Origin of the sequence: Sporosarcina sp. USHLN248 (genome assembly GCF_037144575.1) — a bacterium.
Classification (GTDB): domain Bacteria; phylum Bacillota; class Bacilli; order Bacillales_A; family Planococcaceae; genus Sporosarcina; species Sporosarcina contaminans.
Window position 1 is genome coordinate 1 of sequence record NZ_JBBCZC010000026.1, and the last position, 21,420, is coordinate 21,420.

Annotated in this window: 20 protein-coding genes and 1 rRNA gene; 8 read left to right on the top strand and 13 right to left on the bottom strand. The window is 40.3% G+C overall.

Features of this window, described 5'->3' with window-relative positions:
* Together WFH04_RS11530 and WFH04_RS11535 are read right to left on the bottom strand one after the other, a co-directional pair.
* Window positions 1-111 (bottom strand): 16S ribosomal RNA (locus tag WFH04_RS11530); the annotation flags it as partial.
* 456 nt (window positions 112-567) lie between these two features.
* Window positions 568-1,470, bottom strand: coding sequence for a DMT family transporter (locus WFH04_RS11535; protein ID WP_336824205.1), 903 nt, complete (start codon window positions 1,468-1,470; stop codon window positions 568-570).
* Window positions 1,471-1,589: 119 nt separating this feature from the next.
* Here WFH04_RS11535 and WFH04_RS11540 point away from each other — a divergent pair, with 119 nt between their 5' ends.
* Both WFH04_RS11540 and WFH04_RS11545 read left to right on the top strand, forming a co-directional pair.
* Window positions 1,590-2,306, top strand: a complete 717-nt coding sequence (locus tag WFH04_RS11540; RefSeq protein WP_336824206.1) for an MgtC/SapB family protein — start codon at window positions 1,590-1,592, stop codon at window positions 2,304-2,306.
* Window positions 2,307-2,320: 14 nt separating this feature from the next.
* Complete coding sequence (locus WFH04_RS11545) at window positions 2,321-3,322, top strand: cation diffusion facilitator family transporter (protein WP_336824207.1); 1,002 nt, start codon at window positions 2,321-2,323, stop codon at window positions 3,320-3,322.
* A 46-nt stretch (window positions 3,323-3,368) separates the two neighbouring features.
* On the opposite strand, the gene WFH04_RS11550 is transcribed toward WFH04_RS11545, so the two are convergent.
* The gene (locus WFH04_RS11550) at window positions 3,369-4,535 is read right to left on the bottom strand and encodes an iron-containing alcohol dehydrogenase (protein ID WP_336824208.1); all 1,167 of its coding nucleotides are present in this window, start codon (window positions 4,533-4,535) and stop codon (window positions 3,369-3,371) included.
* A 102-nt stretch (window positions 4,536-4,637) separates the two neighbouring features.
* On the opposite strand from WFH04_RS11550, the gene WFH04_RS11555 reads away from it, so the two are divergent.
* The gene (locus tag WFH04_RS11555) at window positions 4,638-4,874 is read left to right on the top strand and encodes a DUF378 domain-containing protein (protein WP_336824209.1); all 237 of its coding nucleotides are present in this window, start codon (window positions 4,638-4,640) and stop codon (window positions 4,872-4,874) included.
* A gap of 142 nt (window positions 4,875-5,016) precedes the next feature.
* Here WFH04_RS11555 and WFH04_RS11560 read toward each other — a convergent pair whose 3' ends face one another.
* The 3 genes from WFH04_RS11560 to pruA form a co-directional block, all read right to left on the bottom strand.
* Window positions 5,017-6,261, bottom strand: a complete 1,245-nt coding sequence (locus tag WFH04_RS11560) for a Glu/Leu/Phe/Val family dehydrogenase (RefSeq protein WP_336824210.1) — start codon at window positions 6,259-6,261, stop codon at window positions 5,017-5,019.
* 83 nt (window positions 6,262-6,344) lie between these two features.
* Window positions 6,345-7,538, bottom strand: a complete 1,194-nt coding sequence (locus WFH04_RS11565) for an ornithine--oxo-acid transaminase (RefSeq protein ID WP_336824211.1) — start codon at window positions 7,536-7,538, stop codon at window positions 6,345-6,347.
* 168 nt (window positions 7,539-7,706) lie between these two features.
* Window positions 7,707-9,251 carry an L-glutamate gamma-semialdehyde dehydrogenase gene (pruA, locus tag WFH04_RS11570; protein WP_336824212.1) on the bottom strand — a complete coding sequence of 515 codons (1,545 nt, stop codon included), beginning with the start codon at window positions 9,249-9,251 and terminating at the stop codon, window positions 7,707-7,709.
* A gap of 141 nt (window positions 9,252-9,392) precedes the next feature.
* On the opposite strand from pruA, the gene WFH04_RS11575 reads away from it, so the two are divergent.
* Window positions 9,393-10,703, top strand: a complete 1,311-nt coding sequence (locus WFH04_RS11575) for an AAA-type ATPase lid domain-containing protein (protein WP_336824213.1) — start codon at window positions 9,393-9,395, stop codon at window positions 10,701-10,703.
* A 407-nt stretch (window positions 10,704-11,110) separates the two neighbouring features.
* Here the strand turns inward: WFH04_RS11575 and yugI are convergent, their stop codons facing one another.
* Window positions 11,111-11,488 carry a S1 domain-containing post-transcriptional regulator GSP13 gene (yugI, locus tag WFH04_RS11580; protein ID WP_336824214.1) on the bottom strand — a complete coding sequence of 126 codons (378 nt, stop codon included), beginning with the start codon at window positions 11,486-11,488 and terminating at the stop codon, window positions 11,111-11,113.
* A gap of 395 nt (window positions 11,489-11,883) precedes the next feature.
* Between yugI and WFH04_RS11585 the strand changes: the two genes are divergently transcribed.
* Window positions 11,884-12,411 (top strand): hypothetical protein, encoded by a 528-nt coding sequence (locus WFH04_RS11585; protein ID WP_336824215.1) that lies wholly within the window; start codon window positions 11,884-11,886, stop codon window positions 12,409-12,411.
* Window positions 12,412-12,549: 138 nt separating this feature from the next.
* Here WFH04_RS11585 and WFH04_RS11590 read toward each other — a convergent pair whose 3' ends face one another.
* The 4 genes from WFH04_RS11590 to WFH04_RS11605 form a co-directional block, all read right to left on the bottom strand.
* Window positions 12,550-12,909: a hypothetical protein gene (locus WFH04_RS11590; RefSeq protein ID WP_336824216.1), complete on the bottom strand. Its 360-nt coding sequence runs from the start codon at window positions 12,907-12,909 to the stop codon at window positions 12,550-12,552.
* Window positions 12,910-13,217: 308 nt separating this feature from the next.
* Window positions 13,218-14,513 (bottom strand): hypothetical protein, encoded by a 1,296-nt coding sequence (locus WFH04_RS11595; RefSeq protein WP_336824217.1) that lies wholly within the window; start codon window positions 14,511-14,513, stop codon window positions 13,218-13,220.
* On the bottom strand, window positions 14,503-15,054 hold the full coding sequence (locus WFH04_RS11600) for an RNA polymerase sigma factor (RefSeq protein WP_336824218.1): 552 nt from the start codon (window positions 15,052-15,054) through the stop codon (window positions 14,503-14,505). Before WFH04_RS11600 ends, WFH04_RS11595 begins: the two co-directional genes overlap by 11 nt.
* A 103-nt stretch (window positions 15,055-15,157) precedes the next feature.
* Window positions 15,158-15,418 (bottom strand): DUF1871 family protein, encoded by a 261-nt coding sequence (locus tag WFH04_RS11605; protein WP_336824219.1) that lies wholly within the window; start codon window positions 15,416-15,418, stop codon window positions 15,158-15,160.
* A gap of 84 nt (window positions 15,419-15,502) precedes the next feature.
* Between WFH04_RS11605 and WFH04_RS11610 the strand changes: the two genes are divergently transcribed.
* Window positions 15,503-16,678, top strand: a complete 1,176-nt coding sequence (locus WFH04_RS11610; protein ID WP_336824220.1) for a MalY/PatB family protein — start codon at window positions 15,503-15,505, stop codon at window positions 16,676-16,678.
* A 227-nt stretch (window positions 16,679-16,905) separates the two neighbouring features.
* Here the strand turns inward: WFH04_RS11610 and WFH04_RS11615 are convergent, their stop codons facing one another.
* Window positions 16,906-17,124, bottom strand: coding sequence for a hypothetical protein (locus WFH04_RS11615; RefSeq protein WP_336824221.1), 219 nt, complete (start codon window positions 17,122-17,124; stop codon window positions 16,906-16,908).
* 44 nt (window positions 17,125-17,168) lie between these two features.
* Window positions 17,169-17,756, bottom strand: coding sequence for a peptidylprolyl isomerase (locus WFH04_RS11620; protein ID WP_336824222.1), 588 nt, complete (start codon window positions 17,754-17,756; stop codon window positions 17,169-17,171).
* 273 nt (window positions 17,757-18,029) lie between these two features.
* Between WFH04_RS11620 and WFH04_RS11625 the strand changes: the two genes are divergently transcribed.
* Window positions 18,030-19,271 carry an MFS transporter gene (locus WFH04_RS11625; protein ID WP_336824223.1) on the top strand — a complete coding sequence of 414 codons (1,242 nt, stop codon included), beginning with the start codon at window positions 18,030-18,032 and terminating at the stop codon, window positions 19,269-19,271.
* A 250-nt stretch (window positions 19,272-19,521) separates the two neighbouring features.
* On the top strand, window positions 19,522-21,375 hold the full coding sequence (locus WFH04_RS11630) for a transglycosylase domain-containing protein (protein WP_336824224.1): 1,854 nt from the start codon (window positions 19,522-19,524) through the stop codon (window positions 21,373-21,375).
* The last annotated feature ends 45 nt before the right edge of the window (window positions 21,376-21,420 follow it).

Here is a 21,420-nt window from a genome sequence, read left to right on the forward strand (position 1 = left end):
CACCCGTCCGCCGCTAATCTCAAGGAGCAAGCTCCCATCGATTCGCTCGACTTGCATGTATTAGGCACGCCGCCAGCGTTCGTCCTGAGCCAGGATCAAACTCTCCATAAATCTGGCAGCCGATGCGCAGCGCATTGGGGTGTCGATTTCACTCGATCAGTCAGTCACGTGCTGAAGCACGCTCCTTCCTTCTCTCCTTCATCTCCTACCACTGCACTACACCTCGGCCGCCAGCACTTCTGACTACAATAGAAAGAAGTTAGATATGAGAAATTCGAATAGCTCGAGTTTCTTGCTGGCATCTTGTTAAGATGTCAATTTCGAATCCGAAGATTCGTTTTGTCTCTTCCGCCGACGGGGTCGGCTTTGAGACTTTATTTGTTGACGTTTTGCTGTTCAGTTTTCAAGGTTCATTCATTGTCTTTTTTTCGACAGCGACTTACTTATCATAACATCCTCTTTTCTAAGTGTCAACAACTTTTTTAAACTTAATTTCATAAGTTATTTTGTTGTTTTCAACTTGTCGGAAAGGACATGTATTAATATACAACATGACTTCGGAAGAAATCAAGTCTTTTTTAAAAATAATTTCTCCCGAAGTTTCTTTACATCTACTACATAAAGCAAAATACCTGATATAACAATGATTCCGCCTACTATTTGTGAAACAGTTAATGTCTCATGGAATATATAATAAGCTAAAATCGCAGCACCAACCGGCTCAAATAAAATAGCAATTGAAATAACATTTGTGCTTACCCACTTTATTGCCCAGTTAAATAATGAGTGCCCTAAAAGATTAGGAATTAAAGCTAACATGAAGAACCAAAACCAATTCGACGGCGAATAAGGAGCAAATGCTTCCCCTTTAATAAGTACATAAAAGAACAATGTGACAGTACTAATCGAATAAAGAACAAACGTATATGTAATAAGAGAAAGTCTTTTTCTCACTTCTTGTCCAAAAAGAAGATATGCAGTAATGAGCGCGCATCCAGCCAGCGCCAACATATCACCGTAAAACGCATCCCCGCTTAACTGAAAGTCTCCCCAACTAATAATGACACTCCCACTAATTGCTACAACTGCGGATAAGATCGTTTTCATAGATATTTTTTCTTTGAAAAAGAAGTATGTTCCTACGAAAGCGAATATTGGTTGTAACGTGACAAGTACGGTAGAACTTGCAACTGAAGTGTAGTTTAAAGATTCAAACCATAAGATGAAATGAAACGCTAAAAAGATTCCGGCTATTGAAGAAAAGAGCCAATCTTTCTTAGTGAACTTCAGTACTTCATGTCTATGCTTCATTAAGAATACTGGAAGCAGCAACAGCACTGTAAACAGCATCCGATAAAATGCGATTACACCGGCGTCAGCAGTAGATAACTTAACAAAGATCGCCGATAAAGCAACTGAGATCACACCAATTATTATTGGTATATATGGATGGATAGAGGGTTTTTCCAATAATCACACCTTCCCTTTCCGTCGTTATTACGTTAGTTTAGTACCTTTTAAGGTTAAAGACAACATAACGAAGTATATCACAATTAATTTATCATCTATAGATGATTGGGGGAATTTCAATGGAATGGATAGCAAATTATGCGATGTATCCGGAAGTTTTAATCAAATTATCTCTCGCTTTGTTTTTAAGTTTAATTATTGGTGTAGAGAGGGAAATAAAGAAAAAGCCGATTGGACTGAAAACGAGTGCGGTAATTTCCACATTCAGCTGCTTGCTTACAATTGTTTCTATAGAAGCGGCTTACTTAGTACCAGCAAGGGATGATATTAATGTGACAATGGATCCTTTGCGACTTGCTGCACAAATTGTGAGCGGTATTGGATTCTTAGGAGCTGGGGCAATATTAAGAAGAGATAACGACAATATAACAGGGCTGACGACAGCTGCGATGATTTGGGGAGCAGCAAGTATCGGCATCGCAGTAGGCGCCGGCTTTTATATTGAAGCTGCATTCGCAGTTCTATGTGTATTATTCGTCATTGAAGTAATCGCCCCGGCCCTTGGCAAGTTTGGGCCGAAACGCATCCGCTCAAAAGAAGCTGCATGCATCGTATTCATTACAGACAAACGGAAAATAAATGATCTTATCGAGCATTTAAATTCCGTCAATATGAAAGTGGAAAATATGCGAATTCGTCAAATGATTAAAAATCCTGTTATGTATGAGGTAGACTTTCGATTACAAACTCTTCCTAAAAAATCCACTTCAGATTTATTCATCGAACTGACTGAACTTCCTTATATAGAATCAGTCGAAATAGAAATATTCCCATAACTGGAGGCGCTATAATGAATGAAATGTTCAGCTTGCTAAAACAGGGTAACAAACCATCCTTGTTGGCAGGTGTTGTCAACGCGGTGATCGCCATTATTAAGGCAGTCGCTTTCTTTTTCACAGGCAATGTCGCCATGTTCGCAGAAACGATGCACTCTTTAGGGGATGCAGCAAACCAGTTTTTTGTATATATCGGATCTGCACTATCAAAAAAAGCACCTACCCCGCAATATCCAAATGGCTTTGGGAGAGTAGTTAATTTAGTCTGTTTAGGTGCAGTCATCGTCGTTGCGATTATGTCATACGAAGCAATAAAAGAAGGTTGGAGCCATATAATGAATCCAACTGAAACGAAGGGGCTTCTTATTAATTTATCTGTTTTAGGAGTTGCAACTCTTTTGGAGTTCTCCGTCCTGTTAAAAGCATCAAAGGAGATTTCTAGGGATTCAGGGGAGAATTATAAAGGGTTACGAGCTTTTTTATTTAGTCTCACCCATTTAAACCGAGCAAAGCCTGCGACGAAATTAGTCTTCATGGAAGATTTAGTCGCTACAATAGGTGGTATTTTAGCATTCCTATCCGTCTTAATAGCACATTTCACAGGATTTTTCGCCGCTGAAGGAATTGCTTCTATGGTAATCGGAATCATGATGTTTTATGTAGTAGGGAGGATCTTTTTGGAAAACGCGAGAGGCGCTATCGGAGAAACAGATGAGGAAATGATGAATCATATCGCTCACATCGTTGCAGAAGATCCAGATATAAAGGATATTCAAAAGGTTGAAGTGTTAAAGGAAGGAGAGTACCTTCACGTTGAAGTGGTCGCAGAGGTAGACCCATCTAAAACAGTCGCTTACGTAGATGATGTACGCGACCGGCTTATGATGATTATTTTAAAGCAAAGGGGCGTTAAGGAAGCATTAATTTCTTTTGACGAAGATGATGGAATTCGAACGTGGAAAGGCACAAACTCAAACGATAAATCAGTAGAGACATTTAAAAAACTGCCAAAATAAATGTTGAAGGCTACCGAATGGAAGTGTTTAGGTAGCCTTCTTGAAGTTATAATGATGCTGTTAATATTGCTTCTACATCTTTTTTAGATAGCGGTGCAAACTTTCCTACTTTCCCATTGACCGTCGCTTTTTCCGCCATTAAGCTAATTTTGGAATCATCGATGCCATAATCAGCCAACTTAACTGGCGCTCCCAACGACGTCCAATACTCCCGCAGCTTGTCAATGCCTTCCATCGCGATTTCTTCTACCGTTCTCCCTTCTCCATTGACACCAAAGACATTTACTGCCAACCGTGCAAATCGCTTAGGGTTCACATTGACGTTATACCGCATCCAATTAGGGAATAAAATCGCCAATCCTCCTGCATGCGGAATGTCATAAACCGCTGAAACAGCATGTTCTATATCGTGCGTTGCCCAATCTCCACCTGCATTGCCCATTCCTAAAAAGCCATTAAGTCCCCAAGTGCCGCCTAACAAAATCGTTTCTCTCAGCTCATAGTTTTGGAGGTCATTAACTAATTTTCGGCCATCTTTCATAATTGCCCTTAATGCTCCTTCGCAAAGCTCATCTTGAAGTGGAGTATTCGTCGTACTATGGAAATATTGTTCAAATATATGAGACATCATATCAACAATGCCGCAAATCGTTTGATCCTTCGGCAACGATAAAGTGTACGTTGGGTCAAGAATCGAAAACTTAGGAAAATTAAACGGACTTCCCCAACCGTATTTTTCTTCTGTCTCTTCATTCGTTATAACAGAGCCTGCATTCATCTCACTACCCGTAGCAGCCATTGTCAACACTGTACCGAATGGGATTGCATCTGTCGGTTTTGCGGACTTTACGACAAAATCCCATGGATCTCCATCGTACTTAGCTGCACAAGCGATCAATTTTGTACAATCGATAACGGATCCGCCACCAACTGCCAAAATGAAATCGATTTGTTCTTTTTTACAAATTTCCGCACCTTTTCTTGCAGTAGATACTCTCGGATTCGGCTCCACTCCGCCCAATTCATAAATTTCCTTATTAAGCTTTTTCAGGATGGACATAACTTCGTCATACAGGCCATTCCTTTTAATGCTTCCGCCCCCATAAACAACAAGTATTTTATTGCCGTAGCTTTCAAGGCCATTAGGCAGTTTCGATAAAACTCCTTTACCGAAAATCAACTTTACCGGATTGTGAAATATAAATTGTTCCATATGATCGACCTCCTTATCGTTCTTTTTATCCTAACATGAAATGTCCATTGATTGTATGGAACTTTCCTTCGTGGGAAAACCTATTCTCAAGGAGGTGCTGTTATGAACAATTTACAAAAAGTCGCGCTAGCAATTACAATTATCGGTGCATTGAATTGGGGAGTCATCGGTCTTTTTAATTTTGATGTCGTTGCACAACTCACGGGCGGCAACGTCAATTCTGTATCACGTTTCATTTATATTATAGTTGGGATTGCAGGTATCGTTTCCCTCTGGCTTCTTTTCAATCCTGAGCCTAAAAGGGAACGCTATCGGATGACCGAAGCCGAAAAACTATAATTTTGCTTGGCTAAAGTTTAAAGGATGTACACTAAAGTCCATTGACCAAATCCTTGCATGGAAAGTGATAGAGTTGCGAGTCGCTAAATGTACGATAAAAAAGAAGCATCCCTGTAGATAGGAGATGCTTCTTTGTTTTGCATTACGCCCAACCACGGAAGCGAGATGCTTCTGCAGTTTTGCGAATACCGATCATATATGCAGCCAAACGCATATCAATATTGCGAGTTGTAGCTACGCTATAAACATTTTCAAATGCTTCAACCATTTTTTCCGTCATTTTCTCACGTACTTCTTCTTCTGACCAGTAGTATCCCATATTGTTTTGAACCCACTCAAAATAAGATACCGTTACGCCGCCCGCACTTGCAAGCACGTCTGGCACAAGAAGGATTCCGCGCTCTGTAAGAATTTTTGTCGCCTCGGAAGTTGTCGGACCATTTGCAGCTTCGACAACAATTGTCGCTTTAATTTTATCGGCATTTTCTTCTGTAATTTGGTTTTCGATTGCAGCAGGAACTAAAATATCGCAATCCAATTCAAGCAATTCTTTGTTGGAAATTGTATTGTCGAATAAGGTAGTTACTGTTCCGAAACTATCACGGCGATCCAATAGATAGTCGATATCTAAACCTTCAGGATCGTGCAATGCACCGTATGCATCAGAAATACCGATTACTTTCGCGCCAGCATCATGCAAGAACTTAGACAAGAAGCTTCCTGCGTTACCAAATCCTTGGATAACAACACGTGCACCTTTCATATCAATTCCTTTGCGTTTAGCAGCTTCATTGATAATGATCGTTACGCCTTCTGCAGTCGCACGGTCACGACCTTGAGATCCACCAAGCACAATTGGCTTTCCAGTAATAAAACCTGGTGAGTTGAATTCGTCAATACGGCTATACTCATCCATCATCCATGCCATAATTTGAGCGTTTGTGAAAACGTCCGGAGCAGGGATATCTTTTGTTGGTCCCATTACTTGGCTCAGTGCACGTACATAGCCACGGCTTAAACGTTCCAATTCTCCCATAGACATTTCGCGTGGATCGCAAATGATTCCGCCTTTACCACCGCCATATGGCAAGTCAACGATACCGGCTTTCAATGTCATCCACATGGAAAGTGCACGCACTTCGTCAGCAGTAACTCCAGGATGGAAGCGTACTCCGCCTTTCGTTGGACCTACAGCGTCGTTATGCTGCCCACGGTAGCCAGTAAATACTTTTACTTTACCATCGTCCATGCGGACAGGGATTCGAACTTCTACCATACGGATTGGTTCTTTTAATAGTTCATACATTCCTTCATCATAGCCTAATTTGTCGAGTGCTTCTTTGATGACAACTTGTGTAGACGTGAACAGATTCAGGTTTTCAGTCATTTTAAGTGTTCGCCTCTTTGATTTATAATGTTTTCTTCGCCCATATTGTAACATAGACCAATTGACTTTTGGACACTAATTATTCAACCTGCAAAAACTTTTTTAATTTTTTCGACTGCCCAATCCAATTCATCCTTCGTAATAATTAACGGAGGAGCAAAACGGATTACAGTATCATGGGTTTCTTTGCATAGCAATCCAAGTTCTTTCAGTTTTTCACAATAAGGTCGTGCAGCTTCGGTTAATTCTACACCTATGAATAATCCTCTGCCGCGCACTTCTTTTATCGACGGATGATTAATCTTTTTCAATTCTTCTACAAAATAATTTCCGAGGTCGAGAGATTTTTCAGCAAGCTTCTCTTCTGTTAAAACATCAAGAGATGCCAAGGATACAGCGCATGCCATCGGATTCCCGCCGAAGGTTGAACCGTGAGAACCAGGGTTAAAAACACCTAATATATCTTTATTCGCTACAACGCAGGAAATTGGGAATACACCACCGCCAAGCGCTTTACCTAATATGTACATATCAGGCTCAAAGCCTTCCCATTCGCAAGCGAACATCTTACCAGTACGGCATAGCCCAGCTTGAATTTCATCAGCAATAAATAGAACATTATGCTTCTTACATAATTCATAGGCCGCTTTCATATAGCCCGCCGGCGGAATGATAATGCCCGCTTCCCCTTGGATTGGCTCAATAAGGAAAGCCGCTGTATTCGGAGTAATCGCTTCTTCTAATGCTTTCAAATCTCCGTAAGGGACTAACTTGATACCCGGGAGCATAGGTCCAAAACCACGTTTATATTCTTCTTCAGATGAAAGAGATACAGCTGTCATCGTACGGCCATGGAAGTTTCCTTCACAACCGATAATTTCTGCTTTATCCTTCTCAACGCCTTTTACATCATACGCCCAACGACGTGCAGCTTTAACAGCTGTTTCGACCGCTTCCGCACCTGTATTCATAGGCAATGCCATATCTTTATTGGATAGTTGGCAAATTTTTTCATACCACGGACCTAATTGATCATTATGGAATGCACGAGATGTTAATGTTACTTTGTCTGCTTGATCTTTCAATGCCTGAATGATTTTCGGATGACGGTGTCCTTGGTTAACCGCTGAATACGCCGATAACATATCCATGTATTTGTTTCCCTCTGGATCCTTTACCCAAACACCTTCTGCTTCAGAAATAACAATTGGAAGCGGATGGTAGTTATTAGCCCCATACTGATTTGTAGTAGTAATAATTTTCTCACTGATTGACATGAGCTTTCCCTCCCTGACCTCTATATGTAGTTGTAGAAGCAGGTCTTTACAACCTGCTTCTATAAATTGATGACACTTTATGCTATTCCATACGAATAAGACGCACTAAGCATAAATCCCCCTAATCAGCCATCATCCTCCGCTAAAACGGGGATAGTTGCAATCTAATTAAAACATTTCAGATGTTGTTTTACCTTGCATGTGAAGTTGCAAGTAGTCCGGACCGCCTGCTTTTGAGTCAGTACCTGACATGTTGAAGCCGCCGAATGGTTGGTAACCAACAATTGCGCCTGTGCAGCCGCGGTTGAAGTATAGGTTACCTACATGGAAATCTTCACGTGCTTGCTCAATGTGGTGACGGTTATTTGTAATAACAGCACCAGTCAAGCCGTAGTCTGTGTTGTTTGCGATTTCGATTGCTTCGTCGAAGTTTTTCGCTTTTGTAATCGCAACGACTGGCCCGAAAATTTCTTCTTGCATAATGCGTGCATCAGGAGCTACATCAGCAAAAACTGTTGGAGCTACGAAGTACCCTTTCGAGCTGTCTCCTTCTCCACCAGCTACAAGACGTCCTTCTTGTTTACCGATTTCGATATAGCTCATAATTTTATCGAATGAGTTTTGGTCGATTACTGGACCTGCAAAGTTTGTTGGGTCAGTTGGATCGCCGTATGTTAAACCTTTTGTAAGCTCTTCAACACGTGCAACCACTTGATCGTATACATCCTCATGGATAACTGCGCGTGAACATGCTGAACATTTTTGCCCGCTGAAGCCAAATGCAGATTTAACGATGGATTGTGCTGCCAATTCAAGATCCGCTTCGTTGTCAACTACGATTGTGTCTTTACCGCCCATCTCTGCAATAACGCGTTTCAACCAGATTTGGCCTTCATTCACTTTGCCAGCACGCTCGTAAATACGTGAACCTACTTCACGTGAACCTGTGAAGGAAATGAAACGTGTTTTAGGGTGGTCTACAAGATAGTCACCAACTTCGGAGCCAGAGCCTGGGATGTAGTTTACAACGCCAGCCGGCATACCTGCTTCTTCAAGCACTTCGATGAATTTGTAAGCAACAACTGGTGTAGTTGAAGCTGGTTTAAGAAGTACTGTGTTTCCTGTTACCAATGCAGCGACAGTCGTTCCAGCCATGATTGCTAATGCAAAGTTCCATGGAGAGATTACAACGCCTACACCGAGTGGAATATAATCAAAACGGTTGTATTCACCTGGGCGGCTTTCCACAGGAATACCATCTTTCAATTTCAACATTTGACGTCCGTAGAACTCAAGGAAGTCGATTGCTTCAGCTGTATCTGCATCTGCCTCGTTCCATGGCTTTCCAGCTTCTTTCGTAAGAAGTGCAGAGAATTCGTGTTTGCGACGTCTAATAATTGCAGCTGCTTTGAATAGGACGTCTGCGCGGAATTCAGGTTTTACTTTTTTCCAAGTAGCGAATGTATCGTTTGCGATGTTCATCGCCTTTTCTGCAAGGTCACGGCTCGCTTTTGATACGCGTCCGATTACTTCTTCTTTGTTTGCAGGGTTTGACGATACAATTTTGTCTTCAGTCATGATGCGCTCTCCACCGATGATCAATGGATAATCTTGACCTAAGTAGCCCTCAACTTTTTTAAGTGCGTCAAGGAATGCTTGTTTGTTTTCTTCTTTTGTGAAATCCGTAAATGGTTCATGTTTGTATGGAATCATGTTAGTCCTCCTAAAATATGATGACGCAAAATAAATTTGCATTTTTTCTTTTAATCCACCTATAATAATGCAAGAGATTGTTGCACATTTCAAGTATTTTTATTTATTTCCCTTAAAAAAAGTAAACGGCGGTGTTTAGCGTTGGATAGTACAGAGCAATCTTTGTTCCCTCTTTATGAATTTGCGGTAAATCATGCAGGTGTCGGCATCCATGCTGTTAACCGATCCGGCCGTACTGTCATATACAATGAAAAGATGAAGCTAATTGAAGGCTTGGAACTCGATGAAGTTGGAGACCGCACTATTTTAGAGCTGTTCAATTTCGAACAGGAAGAAAGCACGCTTCTTAAAGTGCTGCAAAGTGGCAAGGAGCAATTAAATGTTAAACAAACGTATTGGAATCGGAAAGGCTATGAAATTACTACGGTAAACGATACGTATCCTGTATTTCTGCATGGTGAATTGATCGGCGCAGTTGAAATTGCCCGTGATGTGACAGCGTTGGAAAAATTTGTTCTTCACCCCCTTCGAAAGGATAGTGTTCCGGTAACGTTCAATCAAATCGTCGCAGTTTCGGATGAAATGAAAACAGTCATTTCGACGGCGAAAAAGGCAATCCACGCAAAACTCCCCCTTCTTTTGATTGGTGAAACCGGAACTGGAAAGGATTTAATTGCAGAGAGCGTACATAATGAGTTGTCACCAGCCAGGCCATATTATTCATTTGATTGCCACCGTTCTGATCCTGCTATGTTCGATCGGCTAAGCGAAGATCTAAATACATTGGAAGCATTCACGTTATTTTGTGAACGTATTGATTTATTATCCCTTCCGTTGCAGCAAAAGCTGTATCGTGTATTAAAAGACATGGAGCAGGATGGCCGGCTTTTCATTGCAAGCATTGGTGATGATCCAGTCGAGCTGATCGCAGAAGGATCGTTAATGAAGGAGCTATATTATTTCTTCGCTTCATTCACGATTCGCATTCCGCCTTTACGCAAGCGTAAAGAGGATATCATGCCGTTCATCAACTCTTATTTGACACGTCGCAAAAAGAGATTTGGAACGACATTGGAAGGTGTGAGCAAAGAAGTAGAACATCTTTTTTTGAGCTATGATTGGCCTGGAAATATTAGAGAGTTGGAGTTTTTATTGGATGAAATCTCGTCAATGGCAACGATCCAAAATAGCATTACATATGAAATGCTACCGCTTCATTTTCGTTTAAAGGTTGATGAAATGACGAATACGCGGATTCAAGCCGGGGATTTCATCGTACAGCCTCAAAAAGATTTATTGCCGCTTGACCAATATTTACGAGAAGCGGAAGAGTACTATTTGCAAAAAGCGATGAAAATGCATAACGACAATATAACGAAGACAGCACAAGCTTTAGGCATGAGTAGGCAAAATTTACAATACCGCCTACGAAAAATGAAAGGCGAAAAATAATAACTTCATTATTTAAATGAAAGCGCTGTCTTTTGTAATACAAGTACTTCCAGTAACGATAAAAAAAGAGAGAACAGCATAAAATTGCCGTTCTCTCAGACTGTAGGCAAAGTATTTTTCCACTTTGCCTACAGTCTATTTAAGGTTTGTAGTCATAGGATAAGCGTTTGCCCAGTTTGGCTTGAAAACACTTGCCAATGAAGGCAACCTAAGAACGCCACGTCCTGTGGCAACGGTTGCATGACTCACTTCCTGCGAGCCCGCGCGAAGTCAAGCGAAGACCCGAATAGAACTTTAGGTTCATAAAGGGACGAGCGAGACGAGCAACGCAGTATGCGAGCGTTTGTCAACAAGCTGAGAGAACAGCATAAAATTGCGGTTCTCTCTTTTTACATGTATTCGATTGTTTATTGATACCCCGACCGATCGATCCAGTCTTTCAACTTGTCTTTCAATGAGTTGAATCCTTCAGCATCGTGTTCATTTACGCGGTCTTGCAACGACTTTCGAGGACGGTTGACTTTTTGGTAGGCTTCCGGCTCTTCTAAAAGCGCTTTCATAGATAAGCTGATTTTTCCGGCTGCTTCATTGACATCTAAAACTTTAACTTTTACTTCATCGCCTACCGACAAATATTCATTTATATCTTTGACGAATCCGTATGTGATTTCAGAAATATGGACAAGCCCTTGTGTATCGTCGTCAAGTGCCACGAATGCCCCATATGGCTGAATGCCAGTCACTTTGCCGGAAAGCTCTTCACCCACTTCAAACTTTTTTCCCATGTGAAACAGCTCCCAATCTTTTTGGTATCGATTCTGCCTATACGGCCATCAATAATTATATCATAAAGAGCCCTTTCACAGCAAAACTACAGTTGGTTGAACTATCCAGTTGATACAATTATTCCAAAATATCGTTTAAGGCAATGGCTATGTTAATTATCATTATTGAAATTTGATTAATTTAAAATAAACTTTCCACATATAGGAAGCAAAAGAATTTGTTTGGAGGTCTTGGTTTCAATTCATCGAAATAGAAGAAAATGATAGTAGAAAATTGTTTGCTTCCACTCATTGAAACTTACCTTTCGCTAAGAACGTATCAATAGTAAGTTTATTGTTCAATTGACATGTAGTTTTGCTGAACGAGAATAAATAATTTAAGGGGGTAGAAAGAATTGAAAATAAAATTTTTATTCCTAAGTTTATTAGCGATTTTCTTATTGGCAGCTTGTTCTGACCAAGCTTCTAATAAGTACGATTTGGACAAAATAGTTGCAACCTTAAATGGAAAGGATATAACTACAAGGGATATAATTTCACAGTATCCAATTACCGAAGAAAATATTGAAAATTATTTAAAGCAAGAAATTATCATCGATGAAGCTATGAATAGTGGCATTACAGTAACTAAAGAATATATTAACGAGTTAAAAGAAACGTGGTATCCGAATGCTGAATCAGTTGAAATGGAAAATTTCAATGCAAAAGAAGCAGATGCATTAGGTCTAACTAATGAGGAATATTTCGATATGTGGGCTTCAACTATTTTAGAGAGAGTTGAATACTTCCAAGCCTATATAAAAACAAAATTCGGTGAGCCATCCTCTAATGAGGAAGTCGAAGAATGGGGTAAAAAAATTGATTCCCACGTTAACAATCTTTATGAGAGTTATATTGAAAATGAAAAGTTAATTATCCATTAATACTTTGATGTAACCTCGTCATCGTTCATGTTGTGAATGATGCGGTATAATAATTGAACCAAAAAAGGGACCCAAATTAGGTCCTTTTTTATTGTAAAATAAACCAATTTTTTACATGTCGTAGGCGATAAAGCCGAATCATTCCTTTGCAGCGACTCTCTTTTCTTTTGAGCGCTTCGCTTCTACTATAGAAATAAGGACTACGATCCAAAGAATAGGACTTTTTAATGTAATTCCGACAACGGATTTGCCTCCTAATAAGGTTAGGACGATAATGAGCGACAATAGATAAAGGGTAATGAAAATACCCGATATATGAACTGGATGATCCATATACTTCTCAGTAATACCAGCTACTACAATTAAGAAGACCAAACATAGGATCATCGCCCATTTGGGCAAAATATTGAAAAAGGACATTTTCGGGAAAAAATCGTTGATGATTAATAAAGTAAAGACAAACAAAATGACGCCATATAAAATAGATTGTTTTTTCATAGAATCCCCCGATTTTTAATACTTTCCAATATTTTAACATATAGCGATACTCGCTCCAATAAGTAAAATAAAAGCCCCTATCCTATTTTGAAGAGGCTTCAGACTGCAGTTATGAAATAATTGTTTGCGCAGCTTGGCTTGAAAACGCTTGCCATGTGGAAGGCAGTATAGGTGCGCGACATCCACAGTGCCTTAATTTCCGCAAAGTGGCGTATACGGAAAATCGAACCCTTTGCAGAATCGAGCGTTTGTCAACAAGCTGAAGCCCCTATCCTATTTGGATACGAGGCTACACTGCTTTGAAATTGTTAATCTTCGTTCATGAAACGCTCCAACTGCCCTTCTTTATATAAAACTAGCGCCTCTTCTACAGCATAATAGGAAGTCCTGTCCCATGTTTTAGATGATCGCCAGTTTGAAGCCTCCATTTCTTCGACAATCGGTTTCATAACATAAGTAAGCGGAGTTGCCTTCTCGCTGTCGGCTAGTTTTCTCCATACTTCTTGGTATTCGGAGAGCAATACGCCATTTTCATCGAAAACTACATTTTTATTGTCGCCTTTCAAAACAACATTGAATAACGTTGTAAATTGCGCTTTCATGATTGGATATAAAGTCGAATCTTCCTCCACTGTCATAAGCGTACCTTCCATCATTGACAATATGGAAGGGGTTTCTTCTAACGGATATTCCAAATAACCTCCGTATGTGTATGGTTCTTCAACAAGCATTTGAATATAACCGTAAACACTATGATGAAGCAAGTCATATAGTCTGTCATGGTGAATTGTATTATAATAGTGCGCCTTTATTTCACCGGAACGCTTACTAGTCCGCAGTTGAAATGATTGTTTTGACATTGTTGACAATATCGATTGCAGTGAATCCGGAAATTGGTTACGACGATCCATTATAATGAGCGCCTTATCAACAGTTGGATCCATTTCATACGAATCAATCGCTTGTTTGTGATCCGTCAAAATAGCATTATAAATCATCGATAGCCTTTCCAGCTTTTTACGATAATGAATGAGGAATTCGATGCTTTTCTCTTCATCTTCCGACAGCGGATTCAACAGTAAATCATCAATCATCTCTGCAGGTGTCTTCAATTGCTCCACAGCTCGCAAATAGTCTTCATAAAATCGATCGTTCGCATTTGCGTTTTGTGAAACAGATTTTACATAATCATCATGATTCAGTATGGAAATCGAATTGCCTTGGACGTATTGATCAAAATAATGATCATCTAAAGCCAATTCTTTTTGTCGCTTCTCTTTTTCAACTTCAAATTTCTTTTTCAATTCCTCGATGTACTCCTTCTTTGGAACTGAATGGTCGATCTGTTCATTAGCATTCCTGTTTTGATCGACGACAACTCCTGTACCAATTAACCCTATAAGAAAAATGCAACTGATGCCAACCGCCCAAGCAGTTACATGTTGCCGAATCCCGCGCTTTTTCTTAGAAGGTATAGAAAGTCTCTCGGGAGGTTTTGTTTCATCGATTTTTTTAAAAACTTCATCAGGATGAAAAGAGGATGGTACACGGTCATATGCCTTTTTTAAAAGCTCCATTCGCTTTTCAAATTGATCATTGTCCATGTGTCGCACCTCCATAATGGCTCATCTCTTTTTTCAAGCTATCCTTCGCTCTGAAAATCCGGGTTTTCACGTTCGACATTGAAATATTTAATACATCTGCAATTTGCTGGTAGGTTGCATTATGAAAATAAAATAAGATTAATGGAATTCTATATTTTTCATCCAATCGCAAAATAGCTTCATGCAAAACCTTATCCTCTTCAAAAAGAAGCACTTGATTTTCTGCAGAAGGACCGGTCGTTTTCGCTCCTCTTTTCAACACTTCTTCTTTTGCAAGTTCTCGATTCACCTTCCGGTAATAATCCCTCGACGTGTTTAATGTAATTTTATATAGCCAAGTTGTAAAACGCTGGTTATTGAACTGTGGCAAAAATCTGTAAAGTTTAATGAATACCTCTTGCGTGACGTCAGGAATATCATTTAAATGGACTCCGCATTGATACGCAAACTTCTCTACAGTTCGATAATGCATTTCCATCAAAGCTCCAAATGCTGATCGATCCCCATTTTGGGCTTTATGTACTATCTCGATTTCGTCCATCGTTCCCCCTCACTCTCTCTCTTATAATGGTGATACGAACGATCTTTCAATTTTGTTACAAGAAAAAACCACATCTACGTATAGGTAGATGCGGCCTTATTCTTCAAACGATACTTTTCGCCTCGTATTTAATGGCTAATAGCTTATAAGCGATCTGCATGCAATTTTCTATCGGAATCCATATTTTATAGGAGTGTTCATAAATTTCTCTAATCCTTTTTGCAAGATCTGTCGGATGATCTAATGACTGCAATTCCTCGACAACATCCGCAATTTCCACTTCATATGCCCCTTTGCCAATTTGGAAAGGATCCCAATCTTGAAGTAATATAATTGCCTTTTTATTCATTTCGATTGTTTGCACGACAATTCACCTTATTTTTTTCTTTTCTTTCATTTATGATAGCATAGTAGGGAAAAAGAAAAAAGAAAAGAAGGGGATTTTAGTATGAGAGAGTTCGAGCAAGTCATTGACCGAAAAAATACAAGATCCGTTAAATGGGGGAACATATCCGCTGTTTATGGTCTCGAAGACGCTTCTGATGTATTGCCGATGTGGATAGCGGATATGGATTTCAAAGCGCCAGAACCTGTTATTGAAGCTATGAGGGAAAGGCTTGACCACGGTATATTTGGATACTCCTATATATGTTCGGCATGCAAAGATGCTGTCCGCAACTGGCTTTCTGAACGCCACGGCTGGGAAACGAAGAATGAATGGATGCTTTTCCATCATGGAGTTGTTCCTGCCATTGCGACCGTCGTCGAAACCTTTACAAATGAAGGGGACAATATTTTAATTACTTCACCTGTTTATCCTCCTTTTTTCAATGTGCCTGGCCACCAGCAAAGAAACATTGTCGAATGCCGCATGATTGAAGAAAAGGGAAAATACTCGATTGACTTTGAGGAATTTGAGCGTTGCTTAAAAAAAGATGTCAAATTATTCATTTTATGCAACCCTCACAATCCTGCAGGGATCGTCTGGTCCAATGAAGAATTGAAACAGATGTTAGAGCTTTGCAACAAATATAACGTTTTAGTACTGTCAGACGAGATTCATGCTGATTTGGTATTACCGGGGTCTGTACATACACCTCTTGCAAAAGTAGCCGAAGAAATTGGCGGACGGGTCATTACATGCGTAGCGCCGACGAAGACATTCAACTTAGCAGGCGTCCAAGCAGCGATTATGATTGCGAAAGATGAAGATCTCCGTGAAGCTCTTCAGAAAAATGCCTTATCTCACGGTCAAATGGACCTTAACGCCTTCGCATCCTCTGCCCTTGTCGCAGCTTATGAAGAAGGTGGCCCGTGGTTAAATAAGCTACTTGAAATCATCTCTTCCAACATGGATTATGTCATTGACAAATTACATGAGGCCGTTCCAAAAATTCATATTCGCAAGCCAGAAGCGACTTATTTATTATGGATCGATTATCGCAACACAGGGCTATCTGAACAAGAAATGATGGACAAGCTTTTGAAGAAAGGCAAATTAGCTCTTGAACCAGGCTCAAAATACGGAGAAGCAGGAAAAGGATTCCTTCGAATGAACATAGCAGCTCCACGCTCAGTTGTAGAAGACGGCGTCGAACGATTCATTACAGCAATGAATTCATAACAGCATTCTTATAATAAGGATGCTTAAACGATAGTCAAACTCGAAAAGCTTCGGAATTCTCCTATAATCTCTTTTTCAAGGAAAATTATACTCCGAAAAGGTGATGAACGCTCCGAATGGGCGCTTTTTACCTGTAGTCAAGACGCATTTAAAGTTAGCTACTTAAAAACAAAAGGGTTGGACATCAAATTAATGTCCAACCCTTTTGTCTATACGTAGCAGCATCCTCAATCAATAGGTTGCTGTTTCTCTTTGGCTTCACGGCGTTCGCGTAAAATTTTCTCTTCCAGTTCCTTCGTCTCTTCTTCTTGTTTTTTAGATTTGCGTAAAATCCAAGTAAACGTAATTGCTAATAGAATCATAAAGAAGACAAATGAAAACGCTGCTGGAATGTATTCTGATTTATCTTCCGGAAAATATAGGAACGGCATTAAAATAACGTTCATTTCCGAACACTTCCTTATTGTTCATTTTTCAAAAACTTACTTAATTATTTTTGAAGGATTTCGATCGATTCAATGGCAATATCTTCTTTAGGCTTATCTTGTGCGCCAGTTTTTGCTGCCGCAATTTTATCAACAACGTCCATTCCTTCAATCACTTGACCGAACACCGTATGCTTTTGATCCAAATGTGGTGTGCCGCCCTTCTCTTCATAAGCTTCAGCGATTTCATCCGGCCATCCGCCCTTTTTCAGTTGGTCCGCTGACGCTGGCGGATTCGGATTTTGGACGATGAAAAATTGGCTGCCGTTCGTGTTCGGACCAGCATTCGCCATAGATAATGCGCCTCTAATGTTAAATAGATCCATTGTAAATTCATCTTCAAATGAAGATCCGTAAATGCTTTCGCCGCCCATTCCTGTGCCAGTCGGATCTCCGCCTTGAATCATGAAGTCTTGAATAACACGATGGAAAATAATGCCGTCATAATAGCCGTTTTCAGCGTGAGTCAAAAAGTTTTCAACTGTTTTTGGTGCCTTCTCTGGGAAAAGCTTAATTTTAATCGGGCCCATTGTAGTATTCATGACGACCAATGCTTCGTTTGAAGCGACTTCGTTTGTTAATTGTGGATACATAGTCGTAGCCTCCTGTGAATTGTCCTTTGTTCCGCATGCAGAAAGTATAATCATTGTGAAAAGAATCGAGAAAATACCTATCATTTTCTTCATTTTCGTCACCGCCATTAAGTTTATCATAACATCTTTTGTTTATCGATTGATAAGCATGAAACTTCCTTCGATTCCCGAATTGTTTTATAATGGACCTTATAGTAGTTTAACGCGATCGGATACAGGGAATGTCAATTCTGTAAAGATCAATGTCCGACGAAAAGAAAGCGGGTTTCATCGATGAATATACAAAAACGGAATTTCATCATTATCTGGTTTGCCAACTTCCTTGTAGCCGGAACAATGACGATGATTATGCCATTTTTATCTCTGTATATCGAAACGTTTGGCGATCATTCAGATGCTTACGTACAAAAATGGGCTGGTCTCATTTTTGGAGCAACATTCATTACGGCTCTGATCATGTCGCCAATTTGGGGAAGGATCGCGGATAAATACGGTTTTAAGCCGATCTTGCTTATTAACGGCTTTGGAATTGCAACATCCGTCTTCCTTATGGGCTTTGTCCACTCCGTAGAAGCATTCTTCTTACTTCGGTTATTAAACGGTGTTGTGACAGGTTTCATCCCTACCTCACTGGCATTCATCTCATCACAGACGGCAAGAGAAGAGGCAGGAAAAAGATTAGGTACGCTGCAAATGGGCAGTGTGACGGGAACATTGTTCGGCCCGGTATTAGGCGGGTTAATGGCAGATGCATTCGGCTTCAAATATACATTTATCATAACATCTTTTTCAGTCGTCATCGCTGCAATTATCGTCCTATTCGGTATTAAAGAACAAGTGAAAGTAAAAACCGAAAAAAAGGTCCAATACTCCAGAAGAACAATTTTGAGTGGCCTTCTACATCATCGCCTCATGCTGAATATTATGGTCGTCACCGCTTTAATCCAAATCGGGAACTTCAGTATCCAGCCTTTATTATCGCTATACGTTGCCAATTTGACAGATGCAAAAGACGTGGCATTTTTAGCAGGTCTCACTTTCAGCGCAGCAGGAGTCGGCAATTTGCTATTTGCTCGCCGTTGGGGAAAATTAGGTGATGAAATCGGCTATGAAAAAGTATTGGGCGCCTTATTGCTCCTATCATTCATCTTTATTATTCCACAGGCATTCGTCACTTCCATCTGGCAGCTTATGATTTGCAGATTGCTGTTCGGTATTTCAATGGGAGGAATGATCCCAATCACTACAGCGCTTGTTCGCCGCGAAGCACCAATTGACATACAAGGTGAAGTAATGGGCTACAATACAAGCTTCAGGTTTTTAGGCAATATAATCGGCCCGATGTTTGGCGGGATTGTCAGTGGTTTTATAGGCATTTCATCCGTCTTTGTTTTAACGGGTGTCCTGTTTTTATTAGGATTTGGGTTCCTTTATTACGCCAAAAAGAAGCCTGTCCAAGATTTTGAAGATTTCCTATCGAGTCAAGAACGACGCTCTCATATTGAACGTTCGTAAGACAACTATAGTCCTTCGCTCAATGAGCAACCGGATCATTTAGAATGACTGTAGACAAAGTATCTTCTCTCTTTGTCTACAGTTTTTTTATGTTCTCGATCCATGTCACGCGGAAGGAGGATAGGCGCGATAAAAAATGAAGAAAACTAAATGTTCGATTCGCAGTATGCGAGCGTTTGTCAAACAAGCTAAGCACGCTTCTACAGAAGTGTGCTATATTTTTTATAGTACGAATTTGGGAGGATAGCATTTGAAACAGATCATCGGTTTTATTACGATCATCCTCATGACTCTCATTTTAGTCTGTGTCCAAAATGCAATTGCAAATGAATGGCATCAAACAACGACGATGAAGTCATCACTTGAAGATTCCATTGAACTTTCTGCCCCAAACAATAAAAATCCGATTCTTTTAACCGATCGCAATGGAAAAATATTTTCAGAGGAATATGTAGAGTGGAGAGATCCTCTCCCATTGGATTCGATACCAATGTTTCTTCAACAACTATTTTTAATGAGTGAAGACCAAGGCTTTTTCGATCATCGTGGCTATGATATTGCCGCCATCGTTCGGGCCTTTGCTGTAAATGCCGCTGCTGATGATGTACAGCAAGGGGCGTCCACAATTACACAGCAAGTAGTGAGAATGCGATTCCTTTCTACAGAAAAAACGTACGAAAGGAAATTTAAAGAATTGCTTTACGCAGCAGAATTGGAAAAGCAAAGTTCAAAAGAAGAAATATTAGAAAGCTATTTGAATGAAATGTATTTTGGCAATCGGGTATATGGGGTCGGTGCTGCTGCCACTTATTATTTTAACCGTCCGTTGGGCGAATTGTCGGAAGCAGAAATGGCTTTCATCGCCGCCATACCGAATAACCCTTCTCTCTACGATCCGCTACGTCACTTTGACCGTACGAAAAAAAGACAGGAAAGGCTCATAGACGTTCTACAAAAAAATGGTGTTATAACAGAAGAAGAAAGCAGCAATTACAAAGCGACACCTATTGAATTAACTATTAAAAAGAAAGCAGGCAATTTCGCCATGTATAGCTCCTTCGTTTTCAACGAATTGACAGAATTAATAGGTGAAGTCGAAGGTTATCATGCAAAGCTGAAGAATGCAGCTTCTGAAGACGAAAAGCGTTCACTACATGAACAACTAAGAAATAGAGTCGCCGACGTTTCTTCAAATGGCCTCATTATCGAAACTGCCCTCAGCTCAGAGAAACAACGACACGATGAAACGGCTCTGAATGCAATTCTCCGTGCGGATGGCTTACAAGCAGGAGCAGTTGTCATAGACAATGAAACGCGGGAGGTTGTTAGTGTATATGGCGGCAAAGAGTACCGGAAATCAGATTTTAACCGGGCATTTCAAGCGATTCGACAACCAGGATCTGCCATTAAACCAATTTTGGTGTATGCGCCTTTTTTTGAAAGCGGACCTTATCATGCAAACACACCGATCGATAGCAGTCCTATTTGTATCGGCTCCTATTGTCCAACAAATATCGGTGGGTATGTTTACGGTATGACGACCGCGATGGAAGCTTTCCGACATAGCCATAACACTGCGGCAGTTCGTCTATTGAGAAGAGTCGGGATTGAAAATGCCTTTCATTTTACGAAACCTTTCAATTTCCAGCATGTTACTGAAGCCGACTATACGTACGCAGCTGCACTTGGTGGCTTCCAGCATGGCGTAACACCCTATGAATTGTCATCAAGCTATTCAAGTTTCATAGACGGAACGTTTAAGCCTGCTCGCTCGATAAGGCAGGTAAAAGATCGGGAAGGCAATGTCCTCTATGAATGGAAGGACACTACAGTAGACGTTTGGTCCTCTTCAACTGTTTCAACGATACGAGATCTAATGAAAGACGTTGTTTTGAATGGGACGGGAAGAGGAATCAGCTATACAACTTCTTATACTGGTGCAAAAACTGGTACGACCGATCATTATAAAGACCTATGGGTTGCAGGGTTGAATGATCATTACACGACAGCTGTTTGGATTGGGTACGATCAACCGACACCAATAAAACGGTATAGTGACCAAAAGATTCATATACGGGCATTCTCTTCTTTATTGCAAGACTAATAAAAATCGGCGAATAAGGTACTTTCCTTATTCGCCGATTTCGCT

Excerpts from the sequence above, each read along its gene's own strand:
- WFH04_RS11540 (WP_336824206.1), top strand. The coding sequence starts at position 1,590 with ATGGAATGGATAGCAAATTATGCGATGTATCCGGAAGTTTTAATCAAA.
- WFH04_RS11545 (WP_336824207.1), top strand. The coding sequence starts at position 2,321 with ATGAATGAAATGTTCAGCTTGCTAAAACAGGGTAACAAACCATCCTTG.
- WFH04_RS11550 (WP_336824208.1), bottom strand. The coding sequence starts at position 4,535 with ATGGAACAATTTATATTTCACAATCCGGTAAAGTTGATTTTCGGTAAA.
- WFH04_RS11555 (WP_336824209.1), top strand. The coding sequence starts at position 4,638 with ATGAACAATTTACAAAAAGTCGCGCTAGCAATTACAATTATCGGTGCA.
- WFH04_RS11560 (WP_336824210.1), bottom strand. The coding sequence starts at position 6,261 with ATGACTGAAAACCTGAATCTGTTCACGTCTACACAAGTTGTCATCAAA.
- WFH04_RS11565 (WP_336824211.1), bottom strand. The coding sequence starts at position 7,538 with ATGTCAATCAGTGAGAAAATTATTACTACTACAAATCAGTATGGGGCT.
- pruA (WP_336824212.1), bottom strand. The coding sequence starts at position 9,251 with ATGATTCCATACAAACATGAACCATTTACGGATTTCACAAAAGAAGAA.
- yugI (WP_336824214.1), bottom strand. The coding sequence starts at position 11,488 with ATGGGAAAAAAGTTTGAAGTGGGTGAAGAGCTTTCCGGCAAAGTGACT.
- WFH04_RS11590 (WP_336824216.1), bottom strand. The coding sequence starts at position 12,909 with ATGAAAAAACAATCTATTTTATATGGCGTCATTTTGTTTGTCTTTACT.
- WFH04_RS11595 (WP_336824217.1), bottom strand. The coding sequence starts at position 14,513 with ATGGACAATGATCAATTTGAAAAGCGAATGGAGCTTTTAAAAAAGGCA.
- WFH04_RS11600 (WP_336824218.1), bottom strand. The coding sequence starts at position 15,054 with ATGGACGAAATCGAGATAGTACATAAAGCCCAAAATGGGGATCGATCA.
- WFH04_RS11610 (WP_336824220.1), top strand. The coding sequence starts at position 15,503 with ATGAGAGAGTTCGAGCAAGTCATTGACCGAAAAAATACAAGATCCGTT.
- WFH04_RS11615 (WP_336824221.1), bottom strand. The coding sequence starts at position 17,124 with ATGAACGTTATTTTAATGCCGTTCCTATATTTTCCGGAAGATAAATCA.
- WFH04_RS11620 (WP_336824222.1), bottom strand. The coding sequence starts at position 17,756 with ATGTATCCACAATTAACAAACGAAGTCGCTTCAAACGAAGCATTGGTC.
- WFH04_RS11625 (WP_336824223.1), top strand. The coding sequence starts at position 18,030 with ATGAATATACAAAAACGGAATTTCATCATTATCTGGTTTGCCAACTTC.